The organism is Vibrio qingdaonensis, from assembly GCF_026191675.1.
Taxonomy (GTDB): domain Bacteria; phylum Pseudomonadota; class Gammaproteobacteria; order Enterobacterales; family Vibrionaceae; genus Vibrio; species Vibrio qingdaonensis.
On sequence record NZ_JAKRRY010000003.1, the window covers coordinates 162,756 to 189,001 of the forward strand.

The following is a 26,246-nucleotide window of genomic DNA, read 5'->3' on the forward strand; positions in this document are numbered from 1 at the left end:
ATGAGTCAAAAAGTCGTGGTTTATGCTCCCGCGTCTATCGGCAACGTGAGCGTTGGTTTTGATGTGTTAGGGGCAGCAGTGTCGCCTATTGATGGCACATTACTGGGTGATTGTGTGGAAATTAAAGCCAGTGATGTCGCTTTCGAGCTCACAACGAAAGGCCGATTTGTCGATAAGTTACCATCCGATCCACAAGAAAATATTGTTTATGATTGTTGGAAAGTGTTTGCTAGAGAGCTAGATAAAAAAGGCGTACCACTTAAGCCGATTCATATGACGCTTGAAAAGAACATGCCAATTGGCTCAGGGCTAGGCTCAAGTGCTTGCTCTATTGTGGCTGCATTGGACGCGCTCAATCAATATCATGGTAATCCACTGGATGAAATGGCCCTGCTCGCTCTAATGGGTGAAATGGAAGGGCAAATTTCTGGTGGTATCCATTATGACAATGTGGCACCTTGCTATCTAGGCGGCGTGCAACTGATGCTTGAAGAGCTTGGTATTATTAGCCAAGAGGTCCCTTGTTTTGATGATTGGTACTGGGTCATGGCGTATCCAGGAATCAAAGTTTCGACGGCGGAAGCAAGAGAAATTTTACCTTCTCAATATCGTCGACAAGATATCATCGCCCATGGTCGTCATCTTGCTGGCTTCATTCATGCGTGCCACTCTGGTCAGCCTGAATTAGCCGCGAAGATGATCAAAGATGTGATCGCTGAACCCTATCGCGCCAAATTGCTACCTGGCTTTAGCCAAGCAAGAGAGTATGCAAAGGCGGCGGGTGCGTTAGCAACCGGTATCTCCGGTAGTGGACCAACGCTGTTTAGTATCTGCAAAGAAAAAGACGTGGCAGAGCGCGTTGCTCGATGGTTAGAAGAAAATTACGTACAGAATAACGAAGGATTCGTGCATGTTTGTCGTTTGGACAAGCAAGGCTCGAAAGTAACAGGAAGTGAGCAATGAAGCTTTACAATATCAAAGAAAACGATGAACAAGTCTCTTTTGGTCAGGCCGTCCGTCAAGGGCTAGGCCGTAACCAAGGGCTATTCTTTCCCTCTGAACTACCAAAGTTTGAGGATATCGATGCGCTATTAGCGGAAGATTTTGTATCCCGCAGCGCAAAAATTCTCTCGGCACTGATTGGGGATGAGCTTCCAAAAGAGAAAGTGACGGAAATGGTGGATGCCGCGTTCCAATTCTCTGCACCAATCAAAGAAGTGAAAGAGGGCGTGTATGCGTTAGAGCTTTTTCACGGCCCGACGCTAGCGTTTAAAGATTTTGGTGGCCGCTTTATGGCTAACTCCCTTGCTGCGGTATCGGATGGCGGAAAAATCACGATCTTAACGGCAACGTCTGGTGATACTGGCGCTGCTGTTGCTCATGCTTTTTATGGTATGGAAGACATTAATGTCGTCATTTTGTATCCAAAAGGGAAAATCAGCCCACTGCAAGAGAAGCTATTTTGCACGCTAGGTAAAAACATCCACACCGTGGCGATTGATGGCGATTTTGATGCCTGTCAGGCGTTAGTGAAGCAAGCCTTTGATGATGCGGAGTTGCGAAAAGAAATTGGTCTTAACTCGGCAAACTCAATCAACATTAGCCGATTAATGGCGCAGATTTGTTACTACTTTGAAGCGGCGTCACAGCTAAGCAAAGCACAGCGTGAAAACCTGGTTATCTCAGTGCCAAGTGGTAACTTTGGTAACTTGACCGCGGGTTTGCTTGCCAAAGCACTGGGTCTGCCAATTAAACGCTTTATTGCGGCAACCAACGCCAATGATACCGTACCACGTTACCTAGAAACGGGGCAGTGGGATCCTAAACCGACCGTGGCGACAACATCTAATGCCATGGATGTGAGTCAGCCGAATAACTGGCCACGTATTGAAGAGCTATGTCAGCTGAAAGGCTGGGGGCTTGATACGCTAGGCAAAGGCGCAGTGACTGATGAGCAAAGTGCTGCGTCAGTACGTGAACTCAATACATTAGGTTACCTGTGCGAGCCACATGGTGCGATCGCGTATCGCGTTCTAGATGAGCAACTGCAAGAGGGTGAGACCGGCCTATTCTTGTGTACCGCGCATCCGGCAAAATTTAAAGAAGTCGTTGATGACATTCTAGGCACTGATATTGAACTGCCAGCTCCCCTTGCAAAGCATGCAGCAATGGAATTGTTATCTGAAGATCTGAACAATGATTTCGAAGCGCTAAAAGTGGTGTTAAGACGCGTTCAATAGGGCGTTTAGCCTATCTGAATGTAGAACGGCGAACGTAAACGCTTGAGTATGAATCACTCTTACCGCTAAGTGAGTTAGCAAGGGAAAGTGACGTCATATTTGAGCGTTTTTTTGTATCCGCGTAGTATCAATCAGCAATCACCAATGAGCTATTCGCATTTTACTGGTTAGGGAAGCCAACAATGATGACGTCAATCCAACTTAATCAATATCTCTCTAAGCTAGGTGTTGCTTGTCACATCACTGTCGATCTAGACGGTTTGCGTAAGCTGCACAAGTGTCAACATCGTAGGATACCGTTTGAGAACTTTGATGTTGCCGCTGGACGTGCGATTCGTTTGGGGCTAGATAACCTTTTCGAGAAGTTAGTTTTAAGTGAACGGGGCGGCTATTGCTTTGAAGTGAACGGTTTATTGCTCCATGTATTACAAGCGGTTGGTTTTGATGGCAGGGCATTGCTCGCACGTGTTCACCTTTCTGGTGAGCCGTCGGGTAGAACGCATCAGGTTTCTTTAATCACATTGAACGACCAACGCTGGATTGTTGATGCTGGCTTTGGCTCTCAGACGCCTAGGCAGCCTTTATTACTTGAAGTAGGGCAAGAGCAGCATATTGATTATCAAACGTTTCGGTTTATTGCAGAAGAGCGCTATGGCTTTATGTTACAAGTTAAGCGTGATAATGAATGGTTCGATTTATATAGCCTCGATCTTTCCTTTGTGTGTCAGGGGGACATCGAATGTGGCAATCACTATACGTCAACCAGTCAACACTCGGTATTTACATCGGCGACAATAGCGGCGCTTCCTATCGAAAATGGAATGATTACTTTGCTCGATAACACACTAAAAATCACCCAAGGTGATAGCGTGGTGAGTATTGAGGCCCCCTTCGACGATCGCTACGCGGAACAAGTAAAAAAGCACTTTAACATTGACATGGAAGCCCATTCTCTCAAAGAGCAGTAGCAGACCGGGAGCTCACCAGAATTATGGCCTAGTCGATGACCGATTAGAGTGACAACTAGGCCGAACTTTTATGGTGTTTTGTTTGCTATAAACCCTGCGGTGGTGGCGGGTTGCCAAGTCTGTCCGTTATCAGAGCTGACAAGCAACACTGGATCGTGTTGATAAGCTTGACTATATCGGTTGGAGTTACCTGCCAGCTCTTCATTGGACCAACGCTGATAATGTACTTGATAGGCGTTGATGCAATCCTGGCTTGATGTGGCCAGCGCGCACTCTTCAGCATTGCTATATGAACGTCGCGCTTGCGTGTTGAACCAAGTGCTTTCTTTGAAGTTTTGAATCTCATAGGTATAGAGTAAAAATAGATTACCGCGCTTATCTTGATGCAGCTTCTGGGTGTAGTTTGAATACTGCTGCCAGTTTGGCATCACCACTACGCCTTGGTCTTGCCATTGGTATTCTCCAGAATCTTCTAACGAGCCTTTAACCCACTCTAAACGATAGCCTTGTGGTGCCACTGTATTTGGCGCGGTGTTTCTCATCGCTAAGTAGATATCATCGTTGTTTGTTAAGGCTGCGTGGATGTAGGTGTAGCGCCCATAAGGTTGCCCTACATAATTTACAGTATCGGAAAGAGGTTTATCTTCTGGGTATCGACCAAATGCTTCATTAGGTCCAGTGGAAAATTTATCATTCGCCTCTACCGTATTCCCCCATAGGTTATGATCGCTGTTCCAATCTGTATCGGTGACTGGTTGCAGAGAGTAGCGATGCCAAATCTGATGATTGTGCGCCCCAGAAATGTAGTGCAAACGCTTGTGACTATCGATAAGAATAATCGGTTGGTTATGTGAGTCAGGCGTCGCTTGTGACGTTGAGCCACTCCAGCCCATAAACAGCACATCTGCCGCTTCACTACCTAATTGGTAGCGGACATAGTATTGCCCAGTATTGTACGACTGTCGGTTATTGTCATCGCTTTCAAAGCTAATAGCCGCGATATGAAGCGTATTGCCTTCCCATACAATCGGATGACTACCTCGGTATAGACCAAGTGATAGCGGTAGCGTTAAGGTTTCTTGTTGCCACTCGAGCGTATCATTCCCTTGTTCGACCAAGCGTAAGATGGTGTAGGTGCTGTCTTTGGAACGGACAAATAAAGGGGCGTCCTGTCCGTTGCCAACCATTTCGGTTTGCGCGATCCAGTGCTGTGAGTAACCTTGCCATGTATTGGTTGCGGCTTGGTAACGAACAACGCCATGATCGAGCTTAAAAAAGACATCGCCATTGTCTCGGAAATATACCTGTTCAATATAGCGGTAGCGATAGCCGTCAAGCCCATCGGCATTTTGTCTAAAACCAAACTCTTGCTCTAACCCTCTTAAAGAAATGGAAACCCACTCCCCATTCGCCGTTAGTCGCACTAGGTGAGAGTCGCAATCAGTACACTCGGTACCACTAGGATATAGCGATGAATAGACACGATCATCATAGGTGAGTGCGTGCAGCGGCTTCCCGGTTTTCTCTAAGGTAATCGGGTCTTGATGATGACCCGGTTGATCGTCCCCGCGATTGAACTGATTCATATTATTGACAATCATCCAAGGAAGATTGTTAGCATCAAAGTAGGGGCGACCTGGAATAAAACGTGGGTTATAGCCGTAGAGCTCTCTTTCTCGGTCAAAAATGTTTTGGTAGTTCAGTGACTGGTTCGCGGTTTGATCGGCTTTTATATTGGGGAAGTTAGTGTTCACTTCACTGCAATTGTGATCATAGCGAGAGCGTTGCCATGTGCGATTGAGGTGTTGGAATTCAGTTTGCCAGTTCACTTTACAATCGGTAACTGGTGGCTTTGGTTGTGCGGCCGGAGACGATTTTTTTGAGTTACACCCTGCGAGTAACAACACGCTCAACAAAGAAATTGCAAGCACACGAGAGAAAATAATACACATGATAAATCGCTAAATAGTTAAGAAAGGTAAAAATTAGTTTCAACAGAGAAAAGGGGCTTTACTCAGTGAGTGTTTTTGGTATTCTAGCGCCGCTATCGAGTCGATAGCTTTTTCGGAGATACCTATGAACAATACCGACCATCCTCCTAGTATCAAAGGAGAAAAGTAACACTTTTTCGGTATTTTGCGATCTTCGTTCCTGCCGTCAAGGTGGGAGGCTATTTATCTATATTCCTTTCTTATTTTTCTCCTTTTCTACTATTGTGCAAATGAATGCCAACCGAGTTTGGTAGGCGGATATTTGTGACAATTGATGGTCGTTACCAACGCTAATCGGGAGATTCGCCATGACGGTAATGAGCAACACTTATATTGAAAACACGCCTCGTTTCTCAGAAGAAGAGATCAGTGCGGCAACCAAAGCTTTCTTGCAGTACGACGACGATCAGCAACTCAATTTATTGACAGTAATGCCAATTGATGAGGCGGTAGGCGTGTTGCAACACTGTGCGTTTGGACAAGTCCAACACCTGATTCAACAGCTAGATTTACAGGGGCATGATAAACGGGCACGACATTTCGCCCACCAACTTGGTTTTATTCACTCAGAAGCAGAAACCACACAAGGGTATTTAACGACGGGAGTGCTAGAGCACGTTAAACAGCGTATTGGCTGGATTATAACTCTTGCTTTAATGGGGATTGTCTCCGGGCTTATTATTGCCCAGTATGAAGATATACTCAGCCAGCTAGTATTACTGGCGGTGTACATGCCTGTTATCGCTGCTGCGGGTGGAAATACCGGAACACAGGCAGCAACGTTGGTGATACGTGCTTTGGCAACCGGTGAGTTGAGAAAGCGGCAGTGGTTAGATGTGCTTTGGAAAGAGAGCCGAGTCGCTATTTGCCTTGCGTCTGCAGTGGCTTTAGTCATGGTGGCCAGAATTTTATTGTTTAGCCACCCCGATGCCGGAAATGGCTTTGATTTAAATACCATTGCATTGTCGATTGCGGTGGCATTATTTATTCAGGTGACGATTTCTACCACGCTTGGTGGCGTGCTGCCGATTATTGCGCGAGTATTCCGCTTAGACCCAGCGGTGCTAGTGAGTCCAGTATTGGCTTCCATTGTGGATATATCTGGTATGTGGATTTATTTTACGGTTGTGAACTACTTCCTAGGGTTAGCGTAACGCGTCGTACAATGAGCAATCAGTAAATCATAATCCAGTGAACCAATAATCCAGTGAACGACAAAGCACAGCTACGGCTGTGCTTTGTCGTTTGAGCGCTCTAGAGCGTTACTATAATCGATGATCTGCTGATACAAGGTTTGCTCAAAATTGGTCAATGGTGATATCACGGGTTTCGCTGTCTGTGATTTGTCCAAATGGTAATCGGTTACCAGTTGCACGAAAATAGTTTCTACCTTGCCTTGGGAGTTAAGCCCGTAGCCCATCATGTTGTAGGTTCCGAATAAAGACCCGCTTTTCGCGGATAGCGCGCCTTTAATTGGCGGCTTTCTCATACTTTGACGGTACTTCAAGGTGCCATTATTGCCGGATATCGGTAACAAAGTAATCAGATCGAGAGTGGCGTCGTGGCGATAGACATAATGGAGCACATCGGCCATTTGCGTAGCCGTAACGCGATTGTTACGTGAAAGTCCTGAGCCATCTTCTAATACCGCACTGTCGATATCAATATTGGCTTGTTGCTTTAAAATCGCTTTTACAGCAGCGGTCCCGTTATTAAAAGATCCCGGTTGTTTGAAGTGTGTTGCCCCAATCGTTTTAAGGATGTTGTCAGCGTAAAGGTTATTGGAATCACGCAGCATCGTGGCGAGTAGTTCAGGTAAAGGCGCGGATTGGTGGCTCACTCGTTCAATGAATTCGGTATTTTCGGGTGCGCCAATGCTGATACTACCCGTGATCGTCACGCCAAGTTTATCCATTTCATCTCGAATGACGGCTTGAGTAAATGTAGCCGGAGAGGAGACCGAAAAATTTAGTGGCAGAGGAGACTGACGTTGTACCACACAGCCATCAAGGGAATAACGATTCTCAGGTGTGGTTCTCAGCTCAAGATCGCAATGCTGGTCTTGTTGTTGTTGCTTGGTCACGCTGCGGGCGGTTGACATTGCTACTATGGGTTGATGCGCAGGGATATGGATGCGTGTCGTTCCATCGTTATTGGTATACAGCGCGCCTTGGACGCAATTTCCGTCTAGTGTGATTGCCGATGCGGGAGCACTGTAGCACACACCTAATATGTCCCAAGGCCACCCCACCGCGCGGTTGTAGCCAGAAAAGGCGCGGTTATCGAGCCAGACAGAATGGATCTTACTTCCCGTGGATGCTTTTACTTTGCGTAGCATGGCACGGAGATCTTTCCTTGAAAATGATGGGTCTCCAGAGTAGCGAATGATGACGTCATTTCCTGCTGTAGAGAGCGTTGTTTTGAAACGAAACTCATCGCCAAGGGAGAGCTTTGCTGCTAGGGCGGTGACGACCTTCAGTGTGCTAGCTGGTGGAAAGTAATCTTGAGTGTGTTGGTTGATCAAAGGTGAAGACGTTTGTTCGATAGAGTCTAGGTAAACACTCGCGCGGCTCCCCGCAGGGAGTAATGTACTGACATCAGCGGCATAGATGAGTGGTGAAACAATAGACAAAGTAAGTGCGACTAGCGTGTGCTTGATGGTCATAACCGTTGAGTCAGTCTTAAGGGGTGTTGCTGTAGGCTAGCAACCAATATTCCTGAGATAAAGCGCTAATTAAGAAACTTTGGGTTAAATTTACTTAGATAGCTGAGTCGCCATATGTTGAACAAAAAAACTGTGCACGATCCCGAACGTTTCTGTTTCTGTTGAACTTGCAGCAACAGAGATTTCTGCGTTATATTGATTGGCTGTTAGGTGCCTAATCAGGCATGTTGACGTGATCTCATTGTTATAAAGTCAGTAGGTTAAAGTTCAATATAGATACAACATCGCATCAAGTTATGAATTTCGATGATTTGTATCCATAGATTGATTACACTAGGCTTAATCCAGTTATTTTTAAATTGTACTCAAGCTTTGTTTGAGTAGGGTTTTTTTGTCCAAAGTAAAATTTGGAAAAGAGGTTGTTAAAATGGAAAAGGTTCCAATGACCGCTCGCGGTGAGCTTAAATTACGTGAAGAACTAGAGCGACTACTTAAACTTCGTCCTCTTATTTCTCAAGCAATAGCGGAAGCGCGTGAGCTTGGTGATTTAAAAGAAAATGCTGAATACCATGCCGCGCGTGAAGAGCAAGGTATTTGCGAAGCTCAGATTCGTGACATCGAATACAAGCTTTCTGTCGCACAAGTGATTGATGTGACAAAAATGGATAACAATGGAAAAATCATCTTCGGTACTACCGTTACCTTGATTGATGTTGATACTGACGAAGAAAAGACGTATCAGATCGTTGGTGATGATGAGGCGGATATTAAAGCGGGTCGTATTTCGGTCAGTTCTCCAATTGCACGTGGTTTGATTGGCAAAATGGAAGGTGATGAAGTGACGATCACAACGCCAGGTGGTCAAAAAGATTTTGATATCGACAAAGTCGCATACATCTAAATCTTCACTTATGATAAAAAGTCGCGTTGCGCGGCTTTTTTTATACGTTGTATCGTTGGTGTGTACGGTTCGTGCATACCATTAGTGAGTAAGATGTTTTCGCCACGGTCAAAAAAGGCCGCATTACACGACCTTTTTAAGTTGAAACGAAATGTTTCAACAATGTGACGAATAGAGTACTCGTTACTTACGAGGTAATTCGATTTTCTTTTGCTCTGATTGGCGATAAAGAACAAGTGTCTTACCGATAACTTGTACTTTTTCTGCTTTTGTCTCACGGATAATCGCATCAACAATCAATAGCTTAGTTTCACGGTCTTCCGAAGCCACTTTAACTTTAATTAGTTCGTGGTGGTCAAGAGCGATTTCGATTTCCGCTAGAACAGCCTCTGTTAGTCCATTTGCGCCTAGAAGCACAACGGGTTTCAGTGCGTGTGCTAGGCCTTTTAGGTGCTGTTTTTGTTTCGTGCTTAAGTTCATAACGCGGCCAAATTTATTTAGTGTTAGGGTTGAAAAGTCGTATTTTAACGCCATCTAATGACGAAGACTATACTTTATTCTAAGGGTTTGCCCTTGTTACGTTGGATTTTGAATGAGTAAGCAAAAACACTCGGCCAGTTCAGGCCGTTGGTTGAAGGAGCATTTTGATGATAAATATGCGAATGAAGCCAGAAGAAAAGGGTATCGATCTCGTGCTATCTTTAAAATTGAAGAGATTCAAAACAAAGATAAGTTACTGAAACCTGGAATGACTGTGGTCGATTTGGGTGCAGCACCTGGAGGTTGGTCACAGTATGCCGCTAAAGTTGTCGGTGACGAAGGACAGGTCATTGCTTGTGACTTATTGCCGATGGATTCGATTGCTGGAGTCAGTTTTTTACAGGGTGACTTTAGAGATGAAGCGGTACTGGATGCACTGTTGGAAAAAATACAACCAGATATGGTCGATGTTGTGATGTCAGATATGGCACCAAACATGGCTGGAAATTTATCTGTTGATCAACCTAGAGCAATGTATCTTGTTGAACTAGCATTAGATATGTGTAGACAAGCCTTGGCTCCTGGAGGCAGTTTTGTCGTCAAAGTGTTTCAGGGCGAAGGGTTTGATCAGTACGTAAAAGAAGTGCGCGAAATGTTCAAAGTTGTGAAGATTCGCAAACCGGACTCATCTAGAGCTCGCTCTCGTGAGGTATTTATTGTAGCTAATGGATACAAAGGCTGAACATTAGTTTACAAAGAGAAAATTAACATTGTAGCTACAGCTGAAAAACTGTAGTACCCTACCTTTAATTACAATTAGTTATCGAGGACTGACACCTTGAGTGACATGGCAAAGAATTTAATTTTGTGGTTAGTCATCGCCGTTGTGTTGATGTCGGTATTCCAAAGCTTTGGACCTGGCGAGAGCAATGGTCGAGCGGTAGATTACACCACGTTCGTACAGGAAGTTGGCAATGGCCAGATTCAAGAAGCGCAGTTTAAAGACAGCGAGATAACCTTTACTCGCCGTGGCGGTAGTCGCTTTGTGACTTACATGCCGGTTTATGATCAAAAACTTCTTGATGACCTTATCAACCAAAACGTAAAAGTTTCAGGTACACCGCCAGAAGAGCAGAGCCTATTAGGCACTATCTTTATTTCGTGGTTCCCAATGATTCTTCTTATTGGTGTTTGGATTTTCTTCATGCGTCAAATGCAAGGCGGCGGTGGCAAAGGCGCCATGTCGTTTGGTAAGAGCAAAGCTCGAATGATGAGTGAAGAGCAAATCAAAACGATGTTTTCTGACGTTGCAGGCTGTGACGAAGCAAAAGAAGACGTGAAAGAGCTGGTGGATTACTTACGTGACCCAAGCCGATTCCAAAAACTCGGTGGTAAAATCCCAACGGGTATTCTTTTAGTCGGTCCTCCTGGTACGGGTAAAACCTTGCTTGCAAAAGCCATTGCGGGTGAGGCGAAAGTGCCGTTTTTCACAATTTCAGGTTCTGACTTTGTAGAAATGTTTGTGGGTGTTGGTGCATCTCGTGTGCGTGACATGTTCGAACAAGCGAAGAAAGCGGCACCATGTATCATCTTTATCGATGAAATCGATGCCGTTGGCCGTCAGCGTGGCGCCGGTGTAGGTGGTGGTCACGATGAGCGTGAGCAGACCCTTAACCAAATGCTAGTTGAAATGGATGGCTTTGAAGGTAACGAAGGTATTATCGTTATCGCAGCAACTAACCGTCCTGACGTACTTGATCCTGCACTACTTCGTCCTGGTCGTTTCGACCGTCAAGTTGTGGTTGGTCTACCTGATGTTCGTGGTCGTGAACAGATTTTGAAAGTTCACATGCGTAAAGTCCCTCTAGCATCAGACGTTGAGCCATCATTGATTGCACGTGGTACACCAGGTTTCTCTGGTGCCGACCTTGCTAACTTGGTTAACGAAGCTGCACTATTTGCTGCGCGTGGTAACAAGCGCAATGTATCTATGGTGGAGTTTGAACTTGCTAAAGATAAGATCATGATGGGTGCGGAGCGCCGCTCTATGGTGATGTCTGAAGAGACGAAGGCTTCAACTGCGTATCACGAAGCGGGTCACGCAATTGTAGGTCGTTTAGTACCAGAGCATGATCCAGTATACAAAGTGTCAATCATTCCACGGGGTCGAGCGCTCGGTGTAACTATGTACTTGCCAGAACAAGATCGCGTCAGTATGTCTCGTCAGCATCTAGAGTCTATGATTTCTAGTTTGTATGGTGGTCGACTAGCAGAAGAGCTTATTTACGGTAAAGACAATGTTTCCACTGGTGCATCAAACGATATCGAACGAGCAACAGATATCGCTCGTAAGATGGTGACGCAGTGGGGCTTCTCTGAAAAACTTGGTCCACTTCTTTATGCTGAAGAAGAAGGTGAAGTTTTCCTAGGTCGCGGCATGAGTCAAGCGAAGCATGTTTCTGACGAAACGACTCGATTAATCGATGAAGAAATTCGCGTATTAATTGACCGTAACTACGATCGAGCTAAGCAGATCCTTGAAGACAACATGGATTTGATGCATGCAATGAAAGATGCGCTCATGAAATATGAAACCATCGATGCGGGTCAAATTGATGACTTGATGGAACGCAAAGAGACCATTCGTGAACCAGCTGGTTGGGGTGACCAAGCCAACACTCAAGACGCTTCAAAATCAGAAGCTAAGAGTGAGCCTGCGAAAGCAGAGGCAACACCAGAGCCTGAAACTGCCGAAACTAAAGCAGCAGAGACTAACGCAGCAGAGACTAACGCTGAAGAGGTTGACGATAACAGTTCAACAGCATCCTCAAAAAAAGATTCTGAGTAGTCTTTAATTATTAAGCCCCGAGGATTTCTCGGGGCTTTTTTCGTTTATACAGCCACGATTTATTGCCATGTTATTAAATGCTAATAATAAAACCCTTCATTTAGATCGTCCGCAAATTATGGGCATCCTCAACGTGACGCCTGACTCTTTCTCCGATGGCGGTAAGTTCAACTCGATTGATAATGCGCTTGAGCAAGCAGCAGCAATGATCCAAGCTGGTGTGACTATTATTGATGTCGGTGGTGAATCCACACGGCCGGGCGCGCCTGACGTTACGCTAAGTGAAGAGTTGTCACGTGTTATTCCGGTTATCCAGGCTATTCGTCAACATCATGATGTTTGGATTTCAATTGATACCAGTAAAGCTGAAGTCATGAAGCAAGCTATTGAAGCTGGTGCTGATATCATCAATGACGTGCGGGCACTACAAGAGCCCGGAGCACTAGAGGTAGCAGCAGCGGCTAATGTGCCTATTTGTCTTATGCATATGCAAGGTCAACCGAGAACCATGCAACACGCACCGACGTATCATGATCTGCTTAAGGATATACAGGACTTTTTGGACGAAAGGATTAAAGCTTGTGAAAGTGTCGGCATTTCAAGAGAACAGCTGATTCTTGACCCTGGGTTCGGTTTTGGTAAAACTCTTGAGCACAATTACCACTTATTGGCCCATCTCGATAAATTCCATCAGTTTGGTTTACCTGTGCTGGCGGGGATGTCGCGAAAATCGATGATATTTAAATTACTCGATAAAAAACCGGCTGATTGCATGGTCGGAAGTGTCACCTGCGCAATACTTGCTGCACAAAAAGGGGCGCAAATTATTCGGGTGCACGATACAAAAGAAACCATCGAAGCAATGGCTATTGTTGAGATGATGCAGAACAATATATAAAAATAGAAAAAGGAAATTACATGTCACAACGACGTTATTTTGGTACTGATGGTGTACGCGGTAAGGTAGGACAATATCCAATCACCCCTGATTTTGTACTAAAGCTTGGCTGGGCTGCCGGTCGTGTTCTTGCAAAGCAAGGCACAAAAAAAGTCATTATTGGCAAAGACACCCGTATTTCTGGTTATATGCTGGAATCAGCATTAGAGGCTGGTTTATCGGCGGCGGGGCTAAAAGCAATTTTTACTGGCCCATTGCCGACTCCTGCCGTGGCGTATTTGACGCAAACGTTCCGTGCCGAGGCGGGGATTGTTATCTCTGCCTCTCACAACCCGTACTATGATAATGGCATTAAATTCTTTTCTTCCGAAGGGACAAAGCTTCCTGATGCGATTGAGCTTGCTATTGAAGCTGAACTCGACAAAGACATTGAATGTGTCGAATCTGCGCAATTAGGTAAAGCAAGTCGTTTGAATGACGCGGCAGGGCGTTATATTGAGTTTTGTAAAAGTACTTTTCCGCACGACTTAGATTTATCAGGCGTTAAAATTGTTATCGACTGTGCACACGGTGCCACATACAAAATTGCGCCAGCGGTCTTTAGTGAACTAGGTGCAGACTTGATTGTGATGGGCGCTGAACCGGATGGTACTAACATTAACGATAAAGTTGGTGCAACCGATGTCGCGGCATTGCAAGCTCGTGTATTAGAAGAGCAGGCGGTACTTGGTCTTGCGTTTGATGGTGATGGTGACCGTATTATCATGGTTGATCACTTAGGCAATAAAGTCGATGGCGACCAAATTGCGTATATCATCGCTCGAGATGCATTACGTCGCGGCGAGCTTAAAGGTGGTGTTGTTGGAACATTAATGACTAACCTTGGTATGGAAAACGGATTGAAGCAGCTAGGTATCCCATTTGTGCGTGCAGCTGTCGGTGATCGCTATGTTATGGAGCAATTGCTAGAAAAGGGCTGGAGAATTGGTGCAGAAAACTCAGGTCATGTCATTTTGCTTGATAAAGTGACCACAGGTGATGCGATTGTTGCTGGTTTACAAGTGTTAGCCTCGGTTGTTGGTTCGAAAATGACACTCAATGAACTAGCAAGTGGCATGACACTTTATCCTCAAGTACTTATCAACGTAAGATTTAGTGGTGATGCTAATCCACTCGAAGCTAATGCCGTTAAGCAAGCTGTGTTAAAAGTAGAAAGTGAATTAGGTGATAAAGGTCGAGTGCTTTTACGTAAATCAGGTACGGAGCCTTTGCTTCGTGTCATGGTGGAAGGCGAAGACGATGCTTTAGTGAATCAATCGGCGCAGTATATTGCCGATGCTGTTAAAGCGAGTTGCTAATCACAACCGATGGGTACGAGCACTAGGAATAATGGGATTGATTTCTGTTTATTATAGTCAATCGGTATCGTGAGTTTTTATTGAAATGAGCCTATTTGCCCCTTTTTTGAGCATTTAGGCTCTAAAGCTACGGTTTTTCTTATTTTTATCTTGTCAGTCAGTGCGGCATTCGTTAGTATTGCCACCGCCTTCTCTTAGGAGGTCATAGCCAGGTTTTCTAAATATGGTGAATACTTTACCATTATGAAGAAAGCAGCGCTGGCTCAACAATTAGGAACATAGGTGGACATATGATTCAAGTTCTACTTGTGATTTACCTGTTGGCGGCGCTTGGTGTTATTGGCCTAGTGTTGATTCAACAAGGTAAAGGCGCAGACATGGGAGCCTCATTCGGTGCTGGCGCGTCAAACACAGTGTTTGGTGCTAGCGGCTCAGGAAATTTTCTAACCCGAATGACTGCAATTTTTGCAATTGTATTCTTTGTTATTAGCTTAGTGTTGGGTAACATGTATACCCACAAAGGCGAGTCTCAATGGGTTGACCCTTCACAAGGTCAAGTTATTGAACAGCAAGCTGATAATACTGTGAGTGAAATTCCAGCTAAATCAAGCGACGAAATTCCTCAATAAGCGAACAGCTTAAGCCGAGATGGTGAAATTGGTAGACACGCTAGCATGAGGTGCTAGTGCCTTATGGTGTGAGGGTTCGAGTCCCTCTCTCGGCACCATTATTTATAAACTTGTAATACAGTTTGTTGAGCGTATAATGCACAGCAAGTCGGACGCGGGGTGGAGCAGTTTGGTAGCTCGTCGGGCTCATAACCCGAAGGTCGTCGGTTCAAATCCGGCCCCCGCAACCAATACTTTCTAAGTGTTGATGGATTGCAAGTTTAGCAGTGTGAAAAAATCACTGCACATTAAGGAAATAAATGAATAATTTTTTAAGTTTATCATTTATTGCTTATCCTTAATGCATCAGGGTCCAGCAACAAAAAACCCCGACTTTTTCGGGGTTTTTTGTTATCTGAGCTTTTTAAAGTTCAGGTATGTGTGCTTGGGATTTAAATTGGGCTTTAAGCCCTTTTTTTGTTTCTGGAGTGGTTAAATGACTGGTTTAGAAAGACAACTTACAGAATTACTTGAAGCTCCGGTTGAAGCTTTAGGTTACGAATTGGTTGGTTTAGAGTTCATCCGTGCTGGTGAGCATTCAACGCTTCGTATGTATATCGACCATGAAAATGGTATCACCGTTGATGATTGCGCAGAAGTGAGTCGTCAAACAAGTGCAGTGATGGACGTCGAAGATCCCATTACGGTGGCTTACAACCTAGAGGTGTCTTCACCAGGTCTTGAACGTCCACTGTTTAAAGCAGCACACTACGTACAATTCATTGGTCACGAGGTCAACATCGTTCTCAAAATGGCTGTGGGTAACCGTCGTAAGTGGAAAGGCACTATCCAATCTGTTGATGGCGAAAACATCACAATCCTTGCTGATGGTAACGAAGAAGAAATGGTGCTTAGCAACATTTCTAAAGCTAACCTGATTCCTAAATTTTAGGTCCCTAAAAAAGAAAGCTTAGAGGCTAGATAAATGAGTAAAGAAATTTTAGCGGTAGTTGAGGCGGTTTCTAACGAGAAAGCGGTACCTCGTGAGCGTATTTTCGAAGCGTTAGAAACAGCGCTAGCAACTTCAACGAAGAAGAAGCACGAACTAGAAATTGAAGTTCGCGTTGAAATTGATCGTAAAACAGGTGAGTTTGTGACTTACCGTCGTTGGATGGCCGTTGCTGAAGTAGAAACGCCAACCACCGAAATCTCAATTGAAGCAGCACAATTTGAAGACGAATCTGTTCAAATCGGCGACTACGTTGAAGATGAAATTGAATCGGTAACGTTTGACCGTATTACGACTCAAACTGCGAAACAAGTTATCGTACAAAAAGTTCGTGAAGCTGAGCGCGCTCAAATTGTTGAGCAATTCATTGATAACGAAGGTGACTTAGTTACTGGTGTTGTTAAGAAAGTGACTCGTGAAACGATCATTCTTGATCTAGGTAACAACGCTGAAGCCGTTATCCTGCGTGATGACCAACTGCCACGTGAAAACTTCCGTCCAGGTGACCGAGTTCGTGGTTTGCTTTACGCTGTTCGCCCTGAAGCGCGTGGTTTCCAACTATTCATTACTCGCTCTAAGCCTGAAATGCTAGCAGAACTATTCCGTGTTGAAGTGCCAGAAATCGCGGAAGAGCTAATCGAACTGAAAGCAGCCGCTCGCGATCCAGGCTCTCGTGCTAAGATCGCAGTGAAAACAAACGACCGTCGTATCGACCCTGTAGGTGCGTGTGTTGGTATGCGTGGTGCACGTGTACAAGCCGTTTCTGGTGAGCTTGGTGGTGAACGTATTGATATCGTGCTTTGGGATGATAACCCAGCACAATTCGTTATCAATGCAATGGCACCAGCAGATGTTGCTTCAATCATTGTTGATGAAGACGCTCATGCAATGGATATCGCGGTTGAAGCCGATAACCTAGCACAAGCGATTGGTCGTAACGGTCAAAACGTTCGCCTTGCTTCTCAACTGACTGGTTGGGAACTGAATGTAATGACAGTTGCTGATCTACAGAAGAAACACCAAGAAGAAGCGTCTGCTTCAATTGAAAACTTCATGAAATATCTTGATATTGAAGAAGATTTCGCACAGATGCTAGTAGAAGAAGGCTTCTCGACTCTAGAAGAAGTGGCGTACGTGCCAGTGAACGAGCTTCTAGACATCGATGGCCTGAACGAAGAAATCATTGAAGAACTTCGTGGCCGTGCTAAAGACGCACTAACAACAATGGCTCTTGCACAAGAAGAATCATTTGAAGGCGTTGAGCCAGCTGAAGACTTACTTGCATTGGAAGGTCTTGAGCGTGAAATGGCATTTAAACTGGCTGCTAAAGGTGTAGCCACTCTTGAAGATCTTGCTGACCAAGGTGTCGACGAGCTTGAGGGTATCGAAGGATTAACGGAAGAGCGTGCCGGTGAACTTATCATGGCTGCACGTAACATTTGTTGGTTCGGCGACGAAGAATAATAATCAGCAAGGAGGTAGTTGCATGACAAAACTTACGGTTAAAGCACTTAGCGAAGAAATTGGTACGCCAGTTGAACGCCTAATTGAACAACTTGCTGATGCTGGTCTTAAAAAATCAGAAAGTGATCAGGTCAATGATGATGAGAAGCAAACGCTTCTTACACACCTGAAAAAAGAACATGGTGATACATCTGGCGAATCAGAACCAACGCGACTAACGCTACAACGTAAAACACGTAGTACGCTATCTGTTGCGTCAGGTGGTGGTAAGAGCAAAGATGTACAAATCGAAGTACGTAAAAAGCGTACTTATGTAAAGCGCAGCGCTATTGACGAGCAAGAGAAACGTGAAGCTGAGGAAGCAGCAACACGCGAGGCGGAAGAACGTGCACAACGTGAAGCCGAAGAGCTAGCCAAACGTGACGCTGCAGAGAAAGCACAGCGCGAAGCTGAAGAGAAAGCAAAGCGAGAAGCTGAAGAAAAACGTGCAGCAGAGGAAACTGCTAACCGTAAAGCTGATGAAAAACGCAATGCAGATTCAACAGATCAAAAGCGCGACGAAGCGGAAAAGGCCAAGAAACAAATGAACGCAAAGAATGCTGAAGCGAAAAAAGAAGCTGACGAGTTGAAGCGCCGTCAAGAACAAGAGGCACAACGCAAGGCTGAAGCGGAAGCCGCTCGTCTCGCGGAAGAAGCGAAGAAGCTAGCTGAAGAGAATGCTGAGCGCTGGTCTGAGCAAGAGAAGAAGTCGAAAGAAAGCGAGAAAGGTGACTATCACGTAACGACTTCAACTTACGCTCGTGAAGCGGAAGATGCTCAAGATCGTAGCGAAGAGAAAACCCCTCGTCGTCGTAAAAAGAAATCAACGCAAGATCGTGATGATTCTCGCGGTGGCCGTGGTGGTCGTAACCAACGTGGTCGTAAAGGCAAGTTGGCGAAACCTAGCTCAATGCAACATGGCTTTGATAAGTCTGCAACCGTTGCTAAGCAAGATGTTGTTATTGGCGAAACGATTGTTGTTTCTGAACTGGCACAAAAGATGTCAGTAAAAGGCACCGAAGTCATCAAAGTAATGATGAAAATGGGTGCAATGGCGACAATCAACCAAGTAATTGACCAAGAAACAGCAGCGCTTGTTGCTGAAGAAATGGGTCACAAAGTGGTGCTTCGTAAAGAAAACGAACTTGAAGAAGCGGTACTATCTGATCGTGATGCAACGTCTGAAGCCGTATCTCGTGCTCCAGTTGTGACTATCATGGGTCACGTTGACCACGGTAAGACATCTACACTTGACTACATTCGTCGTACGCACGTAGCGTCAGGCGAAGCGGGTGGTATTACTCAGCACATCGGTGCATACCACGTAGAAACTGAAAACGGTATGATTACCTTCCTTGATACTCCTGGACACGCAGCATTTACTGCAATGCGTGCTCGTGGTGCTCAAGCGACAGATATCGTTGTTCTAGTTGTTGCTGCAGATGATGGCGTAATGCCACAGACTGTTGAAGCTATCCAACACGCGAAAGCGGCTGGCGTACCTTTGATTATCGCAGTAAACAAAATTGATAAAGAGGGTGCAAACCCAGATAACGTTAAGAATGAGCTTGCTCAATACGACGTTATTCCTGAAGAGTGGGGCGGTGAGAACATCTTCGTTCACATCTCTGCAAAACAGGGTACAAACATCGACGGTCTTCTAGAAGCCATTCTACTTCAATCTGAAGTTCTAGAGCTAACAGCGGTTGCTGATGGCATGGCTTCTGGTGTTGTTGTTGAATCCTTCCTTGATAAAGGTCGTGGTCCAGTTGCAACGGTACTAGTTCAGTCAGGTACACTTCGCAAAGGCGATATCGTTCTTTGTGGTCAAGAATACGGCCGTGTACGTGCGATGCGTGATGAGATTGGTAAAGAAGTCTTTGAAGCGGGTCCGTCTATCCCAGTTGAGATCTTAGGTCTTTCTGGCGTGCCGTCATCTGGTGATGAAGCAACGGTTGTTCGTGATGAGCGTAAAGCTCGTGAAGTAGCGAACTATCGTCAAGGTAAATTCCGTGACGTGAAACTTGCTCGTCAACAGAAAGCGAAACTAGAAAACATGTTCTCTAACATGACTGCTGGTGACGTTGCTGAGCTAAACGTAGTACTTAAAGCAGACGTTCAAGGTTCTGTTGAAGCTATCGCAGACTCACTATTGAAGCTTTCTACTGAAGAAGTAAAAGTGAACATCGTAGGTTCTGGTGTTGGTGGTATCACGGAAACTGACGCATCACTTGCTGCTGCTTCAAACGCGATTATCCTAGGCTTTAACGTACGTGCTGATGCTTCTGCTCGCCGTGCGATTGAGAATGAAAACCTAGATCTTCGCTACTACTCAATCATTTACCAATTGATTGACGAAGTGAAACAGGCAATGGGCGGTATGCTTGCTCCTGAATTCAAGCAAGAAATCATTGGTCTTGCAGAAGTACGTGACGTATTTAAGTCTCCTAAACTTGGCGCGATTGCTGGTTGTATGGTGACGGAAGGTACGATTAAGCGTAACAACCCAATCCGCGTTCTTCGCGATAACGTTGTAATCTACGAAGGTGAGCTAGAATCTCTACGCCGCTTCAAAGACGACGTTCAAGAAGTTAAGAACGGCTACGAGTGTGGTATCGGCGTTAAGAACTACAACGATGTTCGCGTCGGCGACCAAATCGAAGTATTCGAAATCGTTGAGATTAAACGTACTCTAGATTAATTGACAAAATCGCTGCTGACTTTTTAAATTAGTAGTAATGGTTGTTAAATACACCATGGGGGGCGCAAGCCCCCCATTTTTCCTATAGTGAGAAAAGAAATGTCAAAAGAATTTAGCCGCACGCAACGCGTGTCGCAGCAATTGCAAAAAGAATTGGCGCTGATCTTACAGCGTGAAGTTCGTGACTCTCGCATTGGCATGGTGACAATTTCTGATGTAGAAGTGTCACGTGACCTTGCTTATGCCAAAGTATTTGTCACTTTCCTTTGTGTCGGTGAGCAAACACCAGAATCATGCTTGGCGGCTCTTAAAGAGCATGAAGTGCCAGTTCGTATGGCGCTTGGTAAGCGTATTCGTCACCGTCTAACGCCTGAAGTTCGCTTTACATACGACAACACATTGGTTGAGGGTATGCGTATGTCTAACCTCGTGAGCGAAGTGTTGAGTGATGACAAGCGTAAACAAAAAGAAGCAGGTCGCGAGGACGAAGAGTAATGGCTCGTCGTCGTAAAGGTCGTCCTGTTCATGGGGTTATCTTGCTAGATAAGCCAACCGGGATTTCGTCAAACGATGCGTTGCAAAAAGTTAAGCGACTCTACTTTGCTCAAAAAGCTGGTCATACTGGTGCGCTTGATCCTTTAGCGACAGGTATGCTGCCAATTTGCTTAGGTGAAGCCACGAAGTTTTCTCAGTTCTTATTGGATTCAGACAAACGTTATGTTGTGAAAGCCAAGCTGGGTGAGCGTACTAATACGTCTGATTCTGACGGTGAAGTCGTTGAAACTCGTGAAGTGAACGTAACGCAAGAGCAGCTTGAACGATGTGTCGCTAGCTTTAAAGGCGAAACCGATCAGGTTCCTTCTATGTTCTCAGCATTGAAGTATCAAGGTCGCCCGCTCTATGAGTATGCCCGTGAAGGTGTTGAGGTTCCGCGTGAGTCTCGCAAAATCACGGTGTATTCCATCGAACTATTGCGTTTTGAAGGCGATGAGATTGAAATGGAAGTCCATTGTTCAAAAGGGACTTACATTCGAACCATTACCGATGATCTTGGCGAAATGCTAGGTTGTGGTGCGCACGTGACTTACTTGCGTCGCACAGGGGTTGCAAAGTACCCATACGAGAAGATGGTGACGCTGGAGCAGCTCAATGAGCTATTAGTACAAGCTGAGCGCGAAGAGATTGCTCCTAGAGAACTTCTTGATCCACTGCTTATGCCAATGGATACGGCGGTTGAAGACTTACCGGAAGTGAACATGAATGCGGAACTGACCGATCTTGTTCAGCACGGTATGCCAGTGCAAGTCTCTGGAGCACCATCTGAAGGCACAGTGCGTATGACGAGTGGTGACGAGAAGTTGTTCATTGGTGTCGCAACCATTGACAGTAATGGCAAAGTTGCACCAAAGCGTTTGGTCGTATTTTCTGAAGAAACAGAATAACGGCTTACTATAAGCGCTAGATAGTCTATTTGATCTAACTTACTGTAAACGTTAAGTAAGGTTTGGCTAGATTATGCAGACGTAAAATTAAAGGGCGAGTGGGATTGAACCTACTCGCCTTTATTATTTTAATCTACGTTAGCGAGAGTATTTTAACTGACGTTAGCTATTGCACCCTTCGATAAACTTCCCTATAATTCGCGCTTCGCGTAGCGGCTGAATCAGAGATTGGCTGCTACAACTATAAACCTACTCTTATTAGGAGAGCATTATGTCTCTGAATGCAGAAACTAAAGCAGCAATCGTTGCAGAATACGCACAATCTGAAGGCGACACTGGTTCACCAGAAGTACAAGTAGCACTACTTACTGCTTCTATCAACCACCTTCAAGGTCACTTTAAAGCTCACAAAGGCGATCACCATAGCCGTCGTGGTCTACTACGTATGGTTTCTAGCCGTCGTAAGCTTCTAGACTACCTTAAAGGTAAAAATCTAGCTCGCTACCAAGATCTAATCAAACGTCTAGGTCTACGTCGCTAATAAGCGTCTGCATAGAACAGTTTGTATAAAAGGGGCTATATGCCCCTTTTTTGATGCCTAAATTTCGCTGTTATTAGCACAATCCGTATTAAGTAGTTTATACTACGTCCCGTTAGAGCCGACTGACAGGTTCTAATGCTCCACTCATTGCATTGCAGTCCAATTAGTCGACCATTAGGTCGCGACTATTCCAAGTTAGCTTAAGTGCTACCGCTAGATGAAAAATGCTAGATATGGTTAATCTTAGGCGATTTGTACTAGTCGCGATATGTGATGCCTTGAGCCAATAAACACTCAATCTAGTTGGTTCTAGATAAAAGGAAATACAATGTTCGAAAAACCAGTTGTTAAGTCGTTTCAATACGGCAACCACACTGTAACGCTAGAAACAGGCGTTATCGCTCGTCAAGCAACTGCTGCTGTAATGGCAACAATGGATGACACATCAGTATTCGTATCAGTTGTCGCTAAAAAAGAAGCGGTAGCGGGTCAAGACTTCTTCCCACTGACAGTTAACTACCAAGAGCGTACGTACGCTGCAGGTAAAATCCCAGGTGGTTTCTTTAAGCGTGAAGGTCGTCCTTCTGAAGCGGAAACGCTAACGGCTCGTCTTATCGACCGTCCAATCCGTCCACTATTCCCAAGTGCGTTTAAAAACGAAGTCCAGGTTATCGCAACGGTTGTTTCTATCAACCCAGACGTAAACCCAGACATGATCACTATGATTGGTACTTCAGCAGCACTTGCTATTGCTGGCGTTCCTTTCAATGGTCCTATCGGTGCGGCACGTGTTGGCCACATTGATGGTGAACTGGTACTTAACCCTTCAAATGCTGAGCTTGAAAACTCTAAACTGGACCTCGTTGTGTCTGGTACAGAAGGCGCAGTATTAATGGTTGAATCTGAAGCAGATAACCTATCTGAAGAAGAAATGCTTTCTGCTGTAGTTTACGGTCACGATCAACAACAAGTTGTTATCAAAGCGATCAACGAATTTGCTGCTGAAGTTGCGACGCCTTCTTGGGACTGGACTGCACCAGAAGTTAACACTGAGCTAAAAGCGAAAGTGGCAGAGCTTGCTGAAACTCGTCTTTCAGATGCTTACCAAATCACAGAAAAAATGGCGCGTTACGAGCAAGTAGGCGCGATTAAGAATGACGTTGTTGCAGCGCTTCTTGCTGAAAACGAAGAACTTGATGAGCGCGAAATTCGCGGCATGCTAGGTTCTCTAGAGAAAAACGTTGTACGTAGCCGCATCATTGCAGGTAACCCACGTATTGATGGTCGTGAAAAAGACATGGTTCGTGCACTTGATGTACGTACTGGTGTACTTCCACGTACTCACGGTTCTTCTCTATTCACTCGTGGTGAGACTCAAGCACTTGTTACGGCAACGCTTGGTACACAACGTGATGCACAAATCATTGATAGCCTAATGGGTGAGAAGAAAGACAACTTCCTTCTACACTACAACTTCCCTCCATACTGTGTAGGTGAGACTGGCTTTGTTGGCTCTCCTAAGCGTCGTGAAATTGGTCACGGTAAATTGGCGAAGCGCGGTATTGCTGCAGTCATGCCTTCAGTAGAAGAATTCCCATACACAGTACGTGTTGTATCGGAAATCACAGAATCTAACGGTTCTTCTTCAATGGCTTCTGTATGTGGTACTTCTCTAGCGCTTATGGACGCTGGTGTACCAATTAAAGCGTCTGTTGCGGGTATCGCAATGGGTCTAGTGAAAGAAGGCGACGACTTTGTTGTTCTTTCTGACATTCTTGGCGACGAAGATCACCTAGGCGACATGGACTTTAAAGTAGCAGGTACTAACGACGGTATCACTGCACTTCAAATGGACATCAAGATCGAAGGTATCACTCAAGAAATCATGCAAATTGCACTTAACCAAGCGCAAGGTGCACGTAAGCACATCCTAACCGTTATGGATGAAGCGATTTCTGGTGCTCGTGAAGATATCTCTGAGTTTGCTCCTCGTATTCACACGATGAAAATCAGCTCTGAGAAGATCAAAGACGTTATCGGTAAAGGTGGCGCTGTTATCCGTGCTCTTACGGAAGAAACTGGCACTACAATCGAAATCGAAGACGACGGTACTATCAAGATTGCTGCAACTGAAGGTGCGGCAGCGAAAGAAGCGATTCGTCGTATCGAAGAAATTACTGCTGAAGTAGAAGTAGGTCGTATCTACGCTGGTAAAGTTGCACGTCTTGCTGATTTCGGTGCATTCGTGACAATCCTTCCTGGTAAAGATGGTCTAGTACACATCTCTCAAATCGCTAACGAGCGTGTAGAGAAAGTGACTGACTACCTAAAAGAAGGTCAAGAAGTTCAAGTTAAAGTACTTGAAATTGACCGCCAAGGCCGTGTACGTCTAAGCATGAAAGAAGCGCTAGAAACACCAGCAGCTCCTGAAGCTGGCAATGCGGCGCCAAGCGCAGAATAATTTGCGTAATTCGCACATTATGTGAGAAAGCGTGTTATAAAGAGGGGTCAGTGACCCCTCTTTTTTATGCGTGAAGGAAAATACCTGCTAAGACTTAATGATCAATAATTTAAATTGGTCGTCTTACTGCATCAGGTTCAAGGAGATATTTATAGTGAAGTGGTTTCGAATTTTAGGATTAGGTTTAGTTGTTGCCGTGACGGGCTGTGCCTCTAATTCATCGAAAGATGACTTACAGTGGTTAAACCCGCCAATGGCCGTTCCTTTACAAGCCAATGTTCAGTATGAAGTGCAAGTGGCCCGATTAACTCAGCTCCTACAACGCAGTGATCTCGAGAATGATGTACGTGCAAAAATGCACTTTGAGCGAGGCTCATACTACAATAGCTTGGGTTTACGCGATCTCGCTCAGCTCGATTTTAATCAATCCCTGCAGTTAAACCCAGCACAGTCAGTGGTGTTTAACCAAGTCGGTCAGTACTTTACTCAAATTGGTGATTTCGACTCCGCCTATGAAGCATTTGATTCAAGCTTAGAGTTAGATGCAGCAAACTCTTACGCATTACGTAACCGTTCTATCGCACTGTATTATGGCGACCGTTTTCCTTTGGCGATTGAAGGAATGACGTCCTATTATAATGAAGCGCCATCTGATCCTTATCGTGCGCTTTGGCTGTATATCATTTCCCGTGAAGTGGGACCGATGGATGCGGGCATTGCCTTAGAAAAGCGTTATCAGAGTGCCAATAACGAGTGGGGCTGGATCCTTGTCGCATTGATGTTAGATAAAGTGACGGAAGAGCAAGCCTTTAAAGCCGTGTTAGCAAGCAGCAGAGATAACAATGTGCTCGCGGAGCGGTTAACGGAAGTGTATTTCTATTTGGCGAAGCGTCATCAAATCGATGGAGATTACCCTGCGGCGGTATCCTTGTATAAATTGGCGATTGCTCAAAATGTTTACGATTACGCCGAGCACAAATATGCGTTTTTGGAGTTAACGAAAATATTTGAGATTGCGAGAGCGCAACAGGTTGAAAAAGAAAAACAAAAGTTAGCTGAAGAGGCAAAGCTTCAGTCTGACAGCGCCGAGTAGTTTTCTTTCTATACTAAAAACCAGCCTATATGGCTGGTTTTTTTGTCTCTTGAGATCTGATTTCAATTCATTTAAACTAGTTAGCCTGGCTAATTAATGGATTGTATGAATGTCTATTGAAGCAAGTATAGAGAAACTAGAGCGGTTAACATCACGAGTATGGCGAACCAATAGTAAAGAAGATCCATTAGGTCATCTAAGTTTCAATGAATATGACTACCTTAAAGCGATCCAGAGCTCGGCTGAGCCTATTCGCTTAACTGATTTAGCTACTGAACTTGAGGTGTCTAAGCCTTCCGCGACGAATATGGTAAAACGATTAGAGCGAAAGGGCTTAGTCGAACGGATTGCGTGTTTGGAAGATGCTCGTTCGAAGCGAGTACGACTGACGGAGAAATCAAGAGTGCCACTAAGTAGTGAAGCTCATATTTATGCCATTGTCGCGACGAAGCTAAGGGCAAAGTTAGATGAATCAGAGTCGGATCAACTCAATCAACTATTACGCAAAGCGCTATCCTAAAATTTATCTATTTAGTTAG

The 26,246-nt window shown here is 45.0% G+C and carries 22 protein-coding genes and 2 tRNA genes; 21 read left to right on the forward strand and 3 right to left on the reverse strand.

The window, feature by feature from the left end; genetic code table 11:
- The 3 genes from thrB (at position 1) to MD535_RS04325 (ending at position 3,208) form a co-directional block, all read left to right on the forward strand.
- A complete protein-coding gene (gene thrB / locus MD535_RS04315; protein WP_265673703.1) occupies positions 1-963 on the forward strand; it encodes a homoserine kinase in 963 nt (320 codons plus the stop codon).
- Positions 960-2,240 carry a threonine synthase gene (thrC, locus tag MD535_RS04320; RefSeq protein WP_265673704.1) on the forward strand — a complete coding sequence of 427 codons (1,281 nt, stop codon included), beginning with the start codon at positions 960-962 and terminating at the stop codon, positions 2,238-2,240. The genes thrB and thrC overlap by 4 nt, the downstream gene beginning before the upstream one ends.
- A gap of 182 nt (positions 2,241-2,422) precedes the next feature.
- Entirely contained in the window at positions 2,423-3,208 is a 786-nt protein-coding gene (locus tag MD535_RS04325) for an arylamine N-acetyltransferase family protein (RefSeq protein WP_265673705.1), read from the forward strand.
- A 68-nt stretch (positions 3,209-3,276) separates the two neighbouring features.
- On the opposite strand, the gene MD535_RS04330 is transcribed toward MD535_RS04325, so the two are convergent.
- Positions 3,277-5,160, reverse strand: a complete 1,884-nt coding sequence (locus MD535_RS04330) for a BNR-4 repeat-containing protein (protein ID WP_265673706.1) — start codon at positions 5,158-5,160, stop codon at positions 3,277-3,279.
- Positions 5,161-5,507: 347 nt separating this feature from the next.
- Between MD535_RS04330 and MD535_RS04335 the strand changes: the two genes are divergently transcribed.
- Positions 5,508-6,353 carry a magnesium transporter gene (locus MD535_RS04335; RefSeq protein ID WP_265673707.1) on the forward strand — a complete coding sequence of 282 codons (846 nt, stop codon included), beginning with the start codon at positions 5,508-5,510 and terminating at the stop codon, positions 6,351-6,353.
- Positions 6,354-6,424: 71 nt separating this feature from the next.
- Here MD535_RS04335 and dacB read toward each other — a convergent pair whose 3' ends face one another.
- A complete protein-coding gene (gene dacB / locus MD535_RS04340) occupies positions 6,425-7,864 on the reverse strand; it encodes a serine-type D-Ala-D-Ala carboxypeptidase (RefSeq protein WP_265673708.1) in 1,440 nt (479 codons plus the stop codon).
- A gap of 427 nt (positions 7,865-8,291) precedes the next feature.
- Here dacB and greA point away from each other — a divergent pair, with 427 nt between their 5' ends.
- Positions 8,292-8,765, forward strand: coding sequence for a transcription elongation factor GreA (gene greA / locus MD535_RS04345; RefSeq protein ID WP_265673709.1), 474 nt, complete (start codon positions 8,292-8,294; stop codon positions 8,763-8,765).
- A 183-nt stretch (positions 8,766-8,948) separates the two neighbouring features.
- On the opposite strand, the gene yhbY is transcribed toward greA, so the two are convergent.
- Positions 8,949-9,245 (reverse strand): ribosome assembly RNA-binding protein YhbY, encoded by a 297-nt coding sequence (gene yhbY, locus MD535_RS04350; protein WP_250615712.1) that lies wholly within the window; start codon positions 9,243-9,245, stop codon positions 8,949-8,951.
- A gap of 112 nt (positions 9,246-9,357) precedes the next feature.
- Between yhbY and rlmE the strand changes: the two genes are divergently transcribed.
- The 16 genes from rlmE (at position 9,358) to MD535_RS04430 (ending at position 26,227) form a co-directional block, all read left to right on the forward strand.
- Positions 9,358-9,987: a 23S rRNA (uridine(2552)-2'-O)-methyltransferase RlmE gene (gene rlmE / locus MD535_RS04355; protein ID WP_265673710.1), complete on the forward strand. Its 630-nt coding sequence runs from the start codon at positions 9,358-9,360 to the stop codon at positions 9,985-9,987.
- A gap of 105 nt (positions 9,988-10,092) precedes the next feature.
- On the forward strand, positions 10,093-12,093 hold the full coding sequence (ftsH, locus tag MD535_RS04360; RefSeq protein ID WP_265673711.1) for an ATP-dependent zinc metalloprotease FtsH: 2,001 nt from the start codon (positions 10,093-10,095) through the stop codon (positions 12,091-12,093).
- 67 nt (positions 12,094-12,160) lie between these two features.
- Entirely contained in the window at positions 12,161-12,991 is an 831-nt protein-coding gene (gene folP, locus MD535_RS04365; RefSeq protein ID WP_265673712.1) for a dihydropteroate synthase, read from the forward strand.
- 20 nt (positions 12,992-13,011) lie between these two features.
- Complete coding sequence (glmM, locus tag MD535_RS04370; protein WP_265673713.1) at positions 13,012-14,349, forward strand: phosphoglucosamine mutase; 1,338 nt, start codon at positions 13,012-13,014, stop codon at positions 14,347-14,349.
- 290 nt (positions 14,350-14,639) lie between these two features.
- Entirely contained in the window at positions 14,640-14,978 is a 339-nt protein-coding gene (secG, locus tag MD535_RS04375) for a preprotein translocase subunit SecG (protein WP_250615707.1), read from the forward strand.
- Between the two features lie 13 nt (positions 14,979-14,991).
- Positions 14,992-15,076 (forward strand) — tRNA-Leu (locus MD535_RS04380).
- 55 nt (positions 15,077-15,131) lie between these two features.
- Positions 15,132-15,208 (forward strand) — tRNA-Met (locus MD535_RS04385).
- Positions 15,209-15,453: 245 nt separating this feature from the next.
- Positions 15,454-15,909, forward strand: a complete 456-nt coding sequence (gene rimP / locus MD535_RS04390) for a ribosome maturation factor RimP (RefSeq protein ID WP_250615706.1) — start codon at positions 15,454-15,456, stop codon at positions 15,907-15,909.
- 33 nt (positions 15,910-15,942) lie between these two features.
- Positions 15,943-17,430, forward strand: a complete 1,488-nt coding sequence (gene nusA, locus MD535_RS04395; protein ID WP_265673714.1) for a transcription termination factor NusA — start codon at positions 15,943-15,945, stop codon at positions 17,428-17,430.
- A 22-nt stretch (positions 17,431-17,452) separates the two neighbouring features.
- Entirely contained in the window at positions 17,453-20,170 is a 2,718-nt protein-coding gene (gene infB / locus MD535_RS04400; RefSeq protein ID WP_265673715.1) for a translation initiation factor IF-2, read from the forward strand.
- Positions 20,171-20,269: 99 nt separating this feature from the next.
- Positions 20,270-20,665, forward strand: coding sequence for a 30S ribosome-binding factor RbfA (gene rbfA, locus MD535_RS04405; RefSeq protein ID WP_265673716.1), 396 nt, complete (start codon positions 20,270-20,272; stop codon positions 20,663-20,665).
- Positions 20,665-21,612, forward strand: a complete 948-nt coding sequence (gene truB / locus MD535_RS04410) for a tRNA pseudouridine(55) synthase TruB (protein WP_265673717.1) — start codon at positions 20,665-20,667, stop codon at positions 21,610-21,612. The genes rbfA and truB overlap by 1 nt, the downstream gene beginning before the upstream one ends.
- Before the next feature lie 271 nt (positions 21,613-21,883).
- Positions 21,884-22,153 (forward strand): 30S ribosomal protein S15, encoded by a 270-nt coding sequence (rpsO, locus tag MD535_RS04415; RefSeq protein WP_005598021.1) that lies wholly within the window; start codon positions 21,884-21,886, stop codon positions 22,151-22,153.
- Positions 22,154-22,481: 328 nt separating this feature from the next.
- Positions 22,482-24,614: a polyribonucleotide nucleotidyltransferase gene (gene pnp / locus MD535_RS04420; RefSeq protein ID WP_265673718.1), complete on the forward strand. Its 2,133-nt coding sequence runs from the start codon at positions 22,482-22,484 to the stop codon at positions 24,612-24,614.
- 154 nt (positions 24,615-24,768) lie between these two features.
- Positions 24,769-25,707: a lipoprotein NlpI gene (gene nlpI / locus MD535_RS04425; RefSeq protein ID WP_265673719.1), complete on the forward strand. Its 939-nt coding sequence runs from the start codon at positions 24,769-24,771 to the stop codon at positions 25,705-25,707.
- A gap of 109 nt (positions 25,708-25,816) precedes the next feature.
- Positions 25,817-26,227 carry a MarR family winged helix-turn-helix transcriptional regulator gene (locus tag MD535_RS04430; RefSeq protein WP_265673720.1) on the forward strand — a complete coding sequence of 137 codons (411 nt, stop codon included), beginning with the start codon at positions 25,817-25,819 and terminating at the stop codon, positions 26,225-26,227.
- Positions 26,228-26,246 lie beyond the last annotated feature (19 nt).

What these genes read in the sequence shown, in the direction of transcription:
- thrB (WP_265673703.1), top strand. Translation starts at nt 1, where the DNA reads ATGAGTCAAAAAGTCGTGGTTTATGCTCCCGCGTCTATCGGCAACGTG.
- thrC (WP_265673704.1), top strand. Translation starts at nt 960, where the DNA reads ATGAAGCTTTACAATATCAAAGAAAACGATGAACAAGTCTCTTTTGGT.
- MD535_RS04325 (WP_265673705.1), top strand. Translation starts at nt 2,423, where the DNA reads ATGATGACGTCAATCCAACTTAATCAATATCTCTCTAAGCTAGGTGTT.
- MD535_RS04330 (WP_265673706.1), bottom strand. Translation starts at nt 5,160, where the DNA reads ATGTGTATTATTTTCTCTCGTGTGCTTGCAATTTCTTTGTTGAGCGTG.
- MD535_RS04335 (WP_265673707.1), top strand. Translation starts at nt 5,508, where the DNA reads ATGACGGTAATGAGCAACACTTATATTGAAAACACGCCTCGTTTCTCA.
- dacB (WP_265673708.1), bottom strand. Translation starts at nt 7,864, where the DNA reads ATGACCATCAAGCACACGCTAGTCGCACTTACTTTGTCTATTGTTTCA.
- greA (WP_265673709.1), top strand. Translation starts at nt 8,292, where the DNA reads ATGGAAAAGGTTCCAATGACCGCTCGCGGTGAGCTTAAATTACGTGAA.
- yhbY (WP_250615712.1), bottom strand. Translation starts at nt 9,245, where the DNA reads ATGAACTTAAGCACGAAACAAAAACAGCACCTAAAAGGCCTAGCACAC.
- rlmE (WP_265673710.1), top strand. Translation starts at nt 9,358, where the DNA reads ATGAGTAAGCAAAAACACTCGGCCAGTTCAGGCCGTTGGTTGAAGGAG.
- ftsH (WP_265673711.1), top strand. Translation starts at nt 10,093, where the DNA reads ATGGCAAAGAATTTAATTTTGTGGTTAGTCATCGCCGTTGTGTTGATG.
- folP (WP_265673712.1), top strand. Translation starts at nt 12,161, where the DNA reads ATGTTATTAAATGCTAATAATAAAACCCTTCATTTAGATCGTCCGCAA.
- glmM (WP_265673713.1), top strand. Translation starts at nt 13,012, where the DNA reads ATGTCACAACGACGTTATTTTGGTACTGATGGTGTACGCGGTAAGGTA.
- secG (WP_250615707.1), top strand. Translation starts at nt 14,640, where the DNA reads ATGATTCAAGTTCTACTTGTGATTTACCTGTTGGCGGCGCTTGGTGTT.
- rimP (WP_250615706.1), top strand. Translation starts at nt 15,454, where the DNA reads ATGACTGGTTTAGAAAGACAACTTACAGAATTACTTGAAGCTCCGGTT.
- nusA (WP_265673714.1), top strand. Translation starts at nt 15,943, where the DNA reads ATGAGTAAAGAAATTTTAGCGGTAGTTGAGGCGGTTTCTAACGAGAAA.
- infB (WP_265673715.1), top strand. Translation starts at nt 17,453, where the DNA reads ATGACAAAACTTACGGTTAAAGCACTTAGCGAAGAAATTGGTACGCCA.
- rbfA (WP_265673716.1), top strand. Translation starts at nt 20,270, where the DNA reads ATGTCAAAAGAATTTAGCCGCACGCAACGCGTGTCGCAGCAATTGCAA.
- truB (WP_265673717.1), top strand. Translation starts at nt 20,665, where the DNA reads ATGGCTCGTCGTCGTAAAGGTCGTCCTGTTCATGGGGTTATCTTGCTA.
- rpsO (WP_005598021.1), top strand. Translation starts at nt 21,884, where the DNA reads ATGTCTCTGAATGCAGAAACTAAAGCAGCAATCGTTGCAGAATACGCA.
- pnp (WP_265673718.1), top strand. Translation starts at nt 22,482, where the DNA reads ATGTTCGAAAAACCAGTTGTTAAGTCGTTTCAATACGGCAACCACACT.
- MD535_RS04430 (WP_265673720.1), top strand. Translation starts at nt 25,817, where the DNA reads ATGTCTATTGAAGCAAGTATAGAGAAACTAGAGCGGTTAACATCACGA.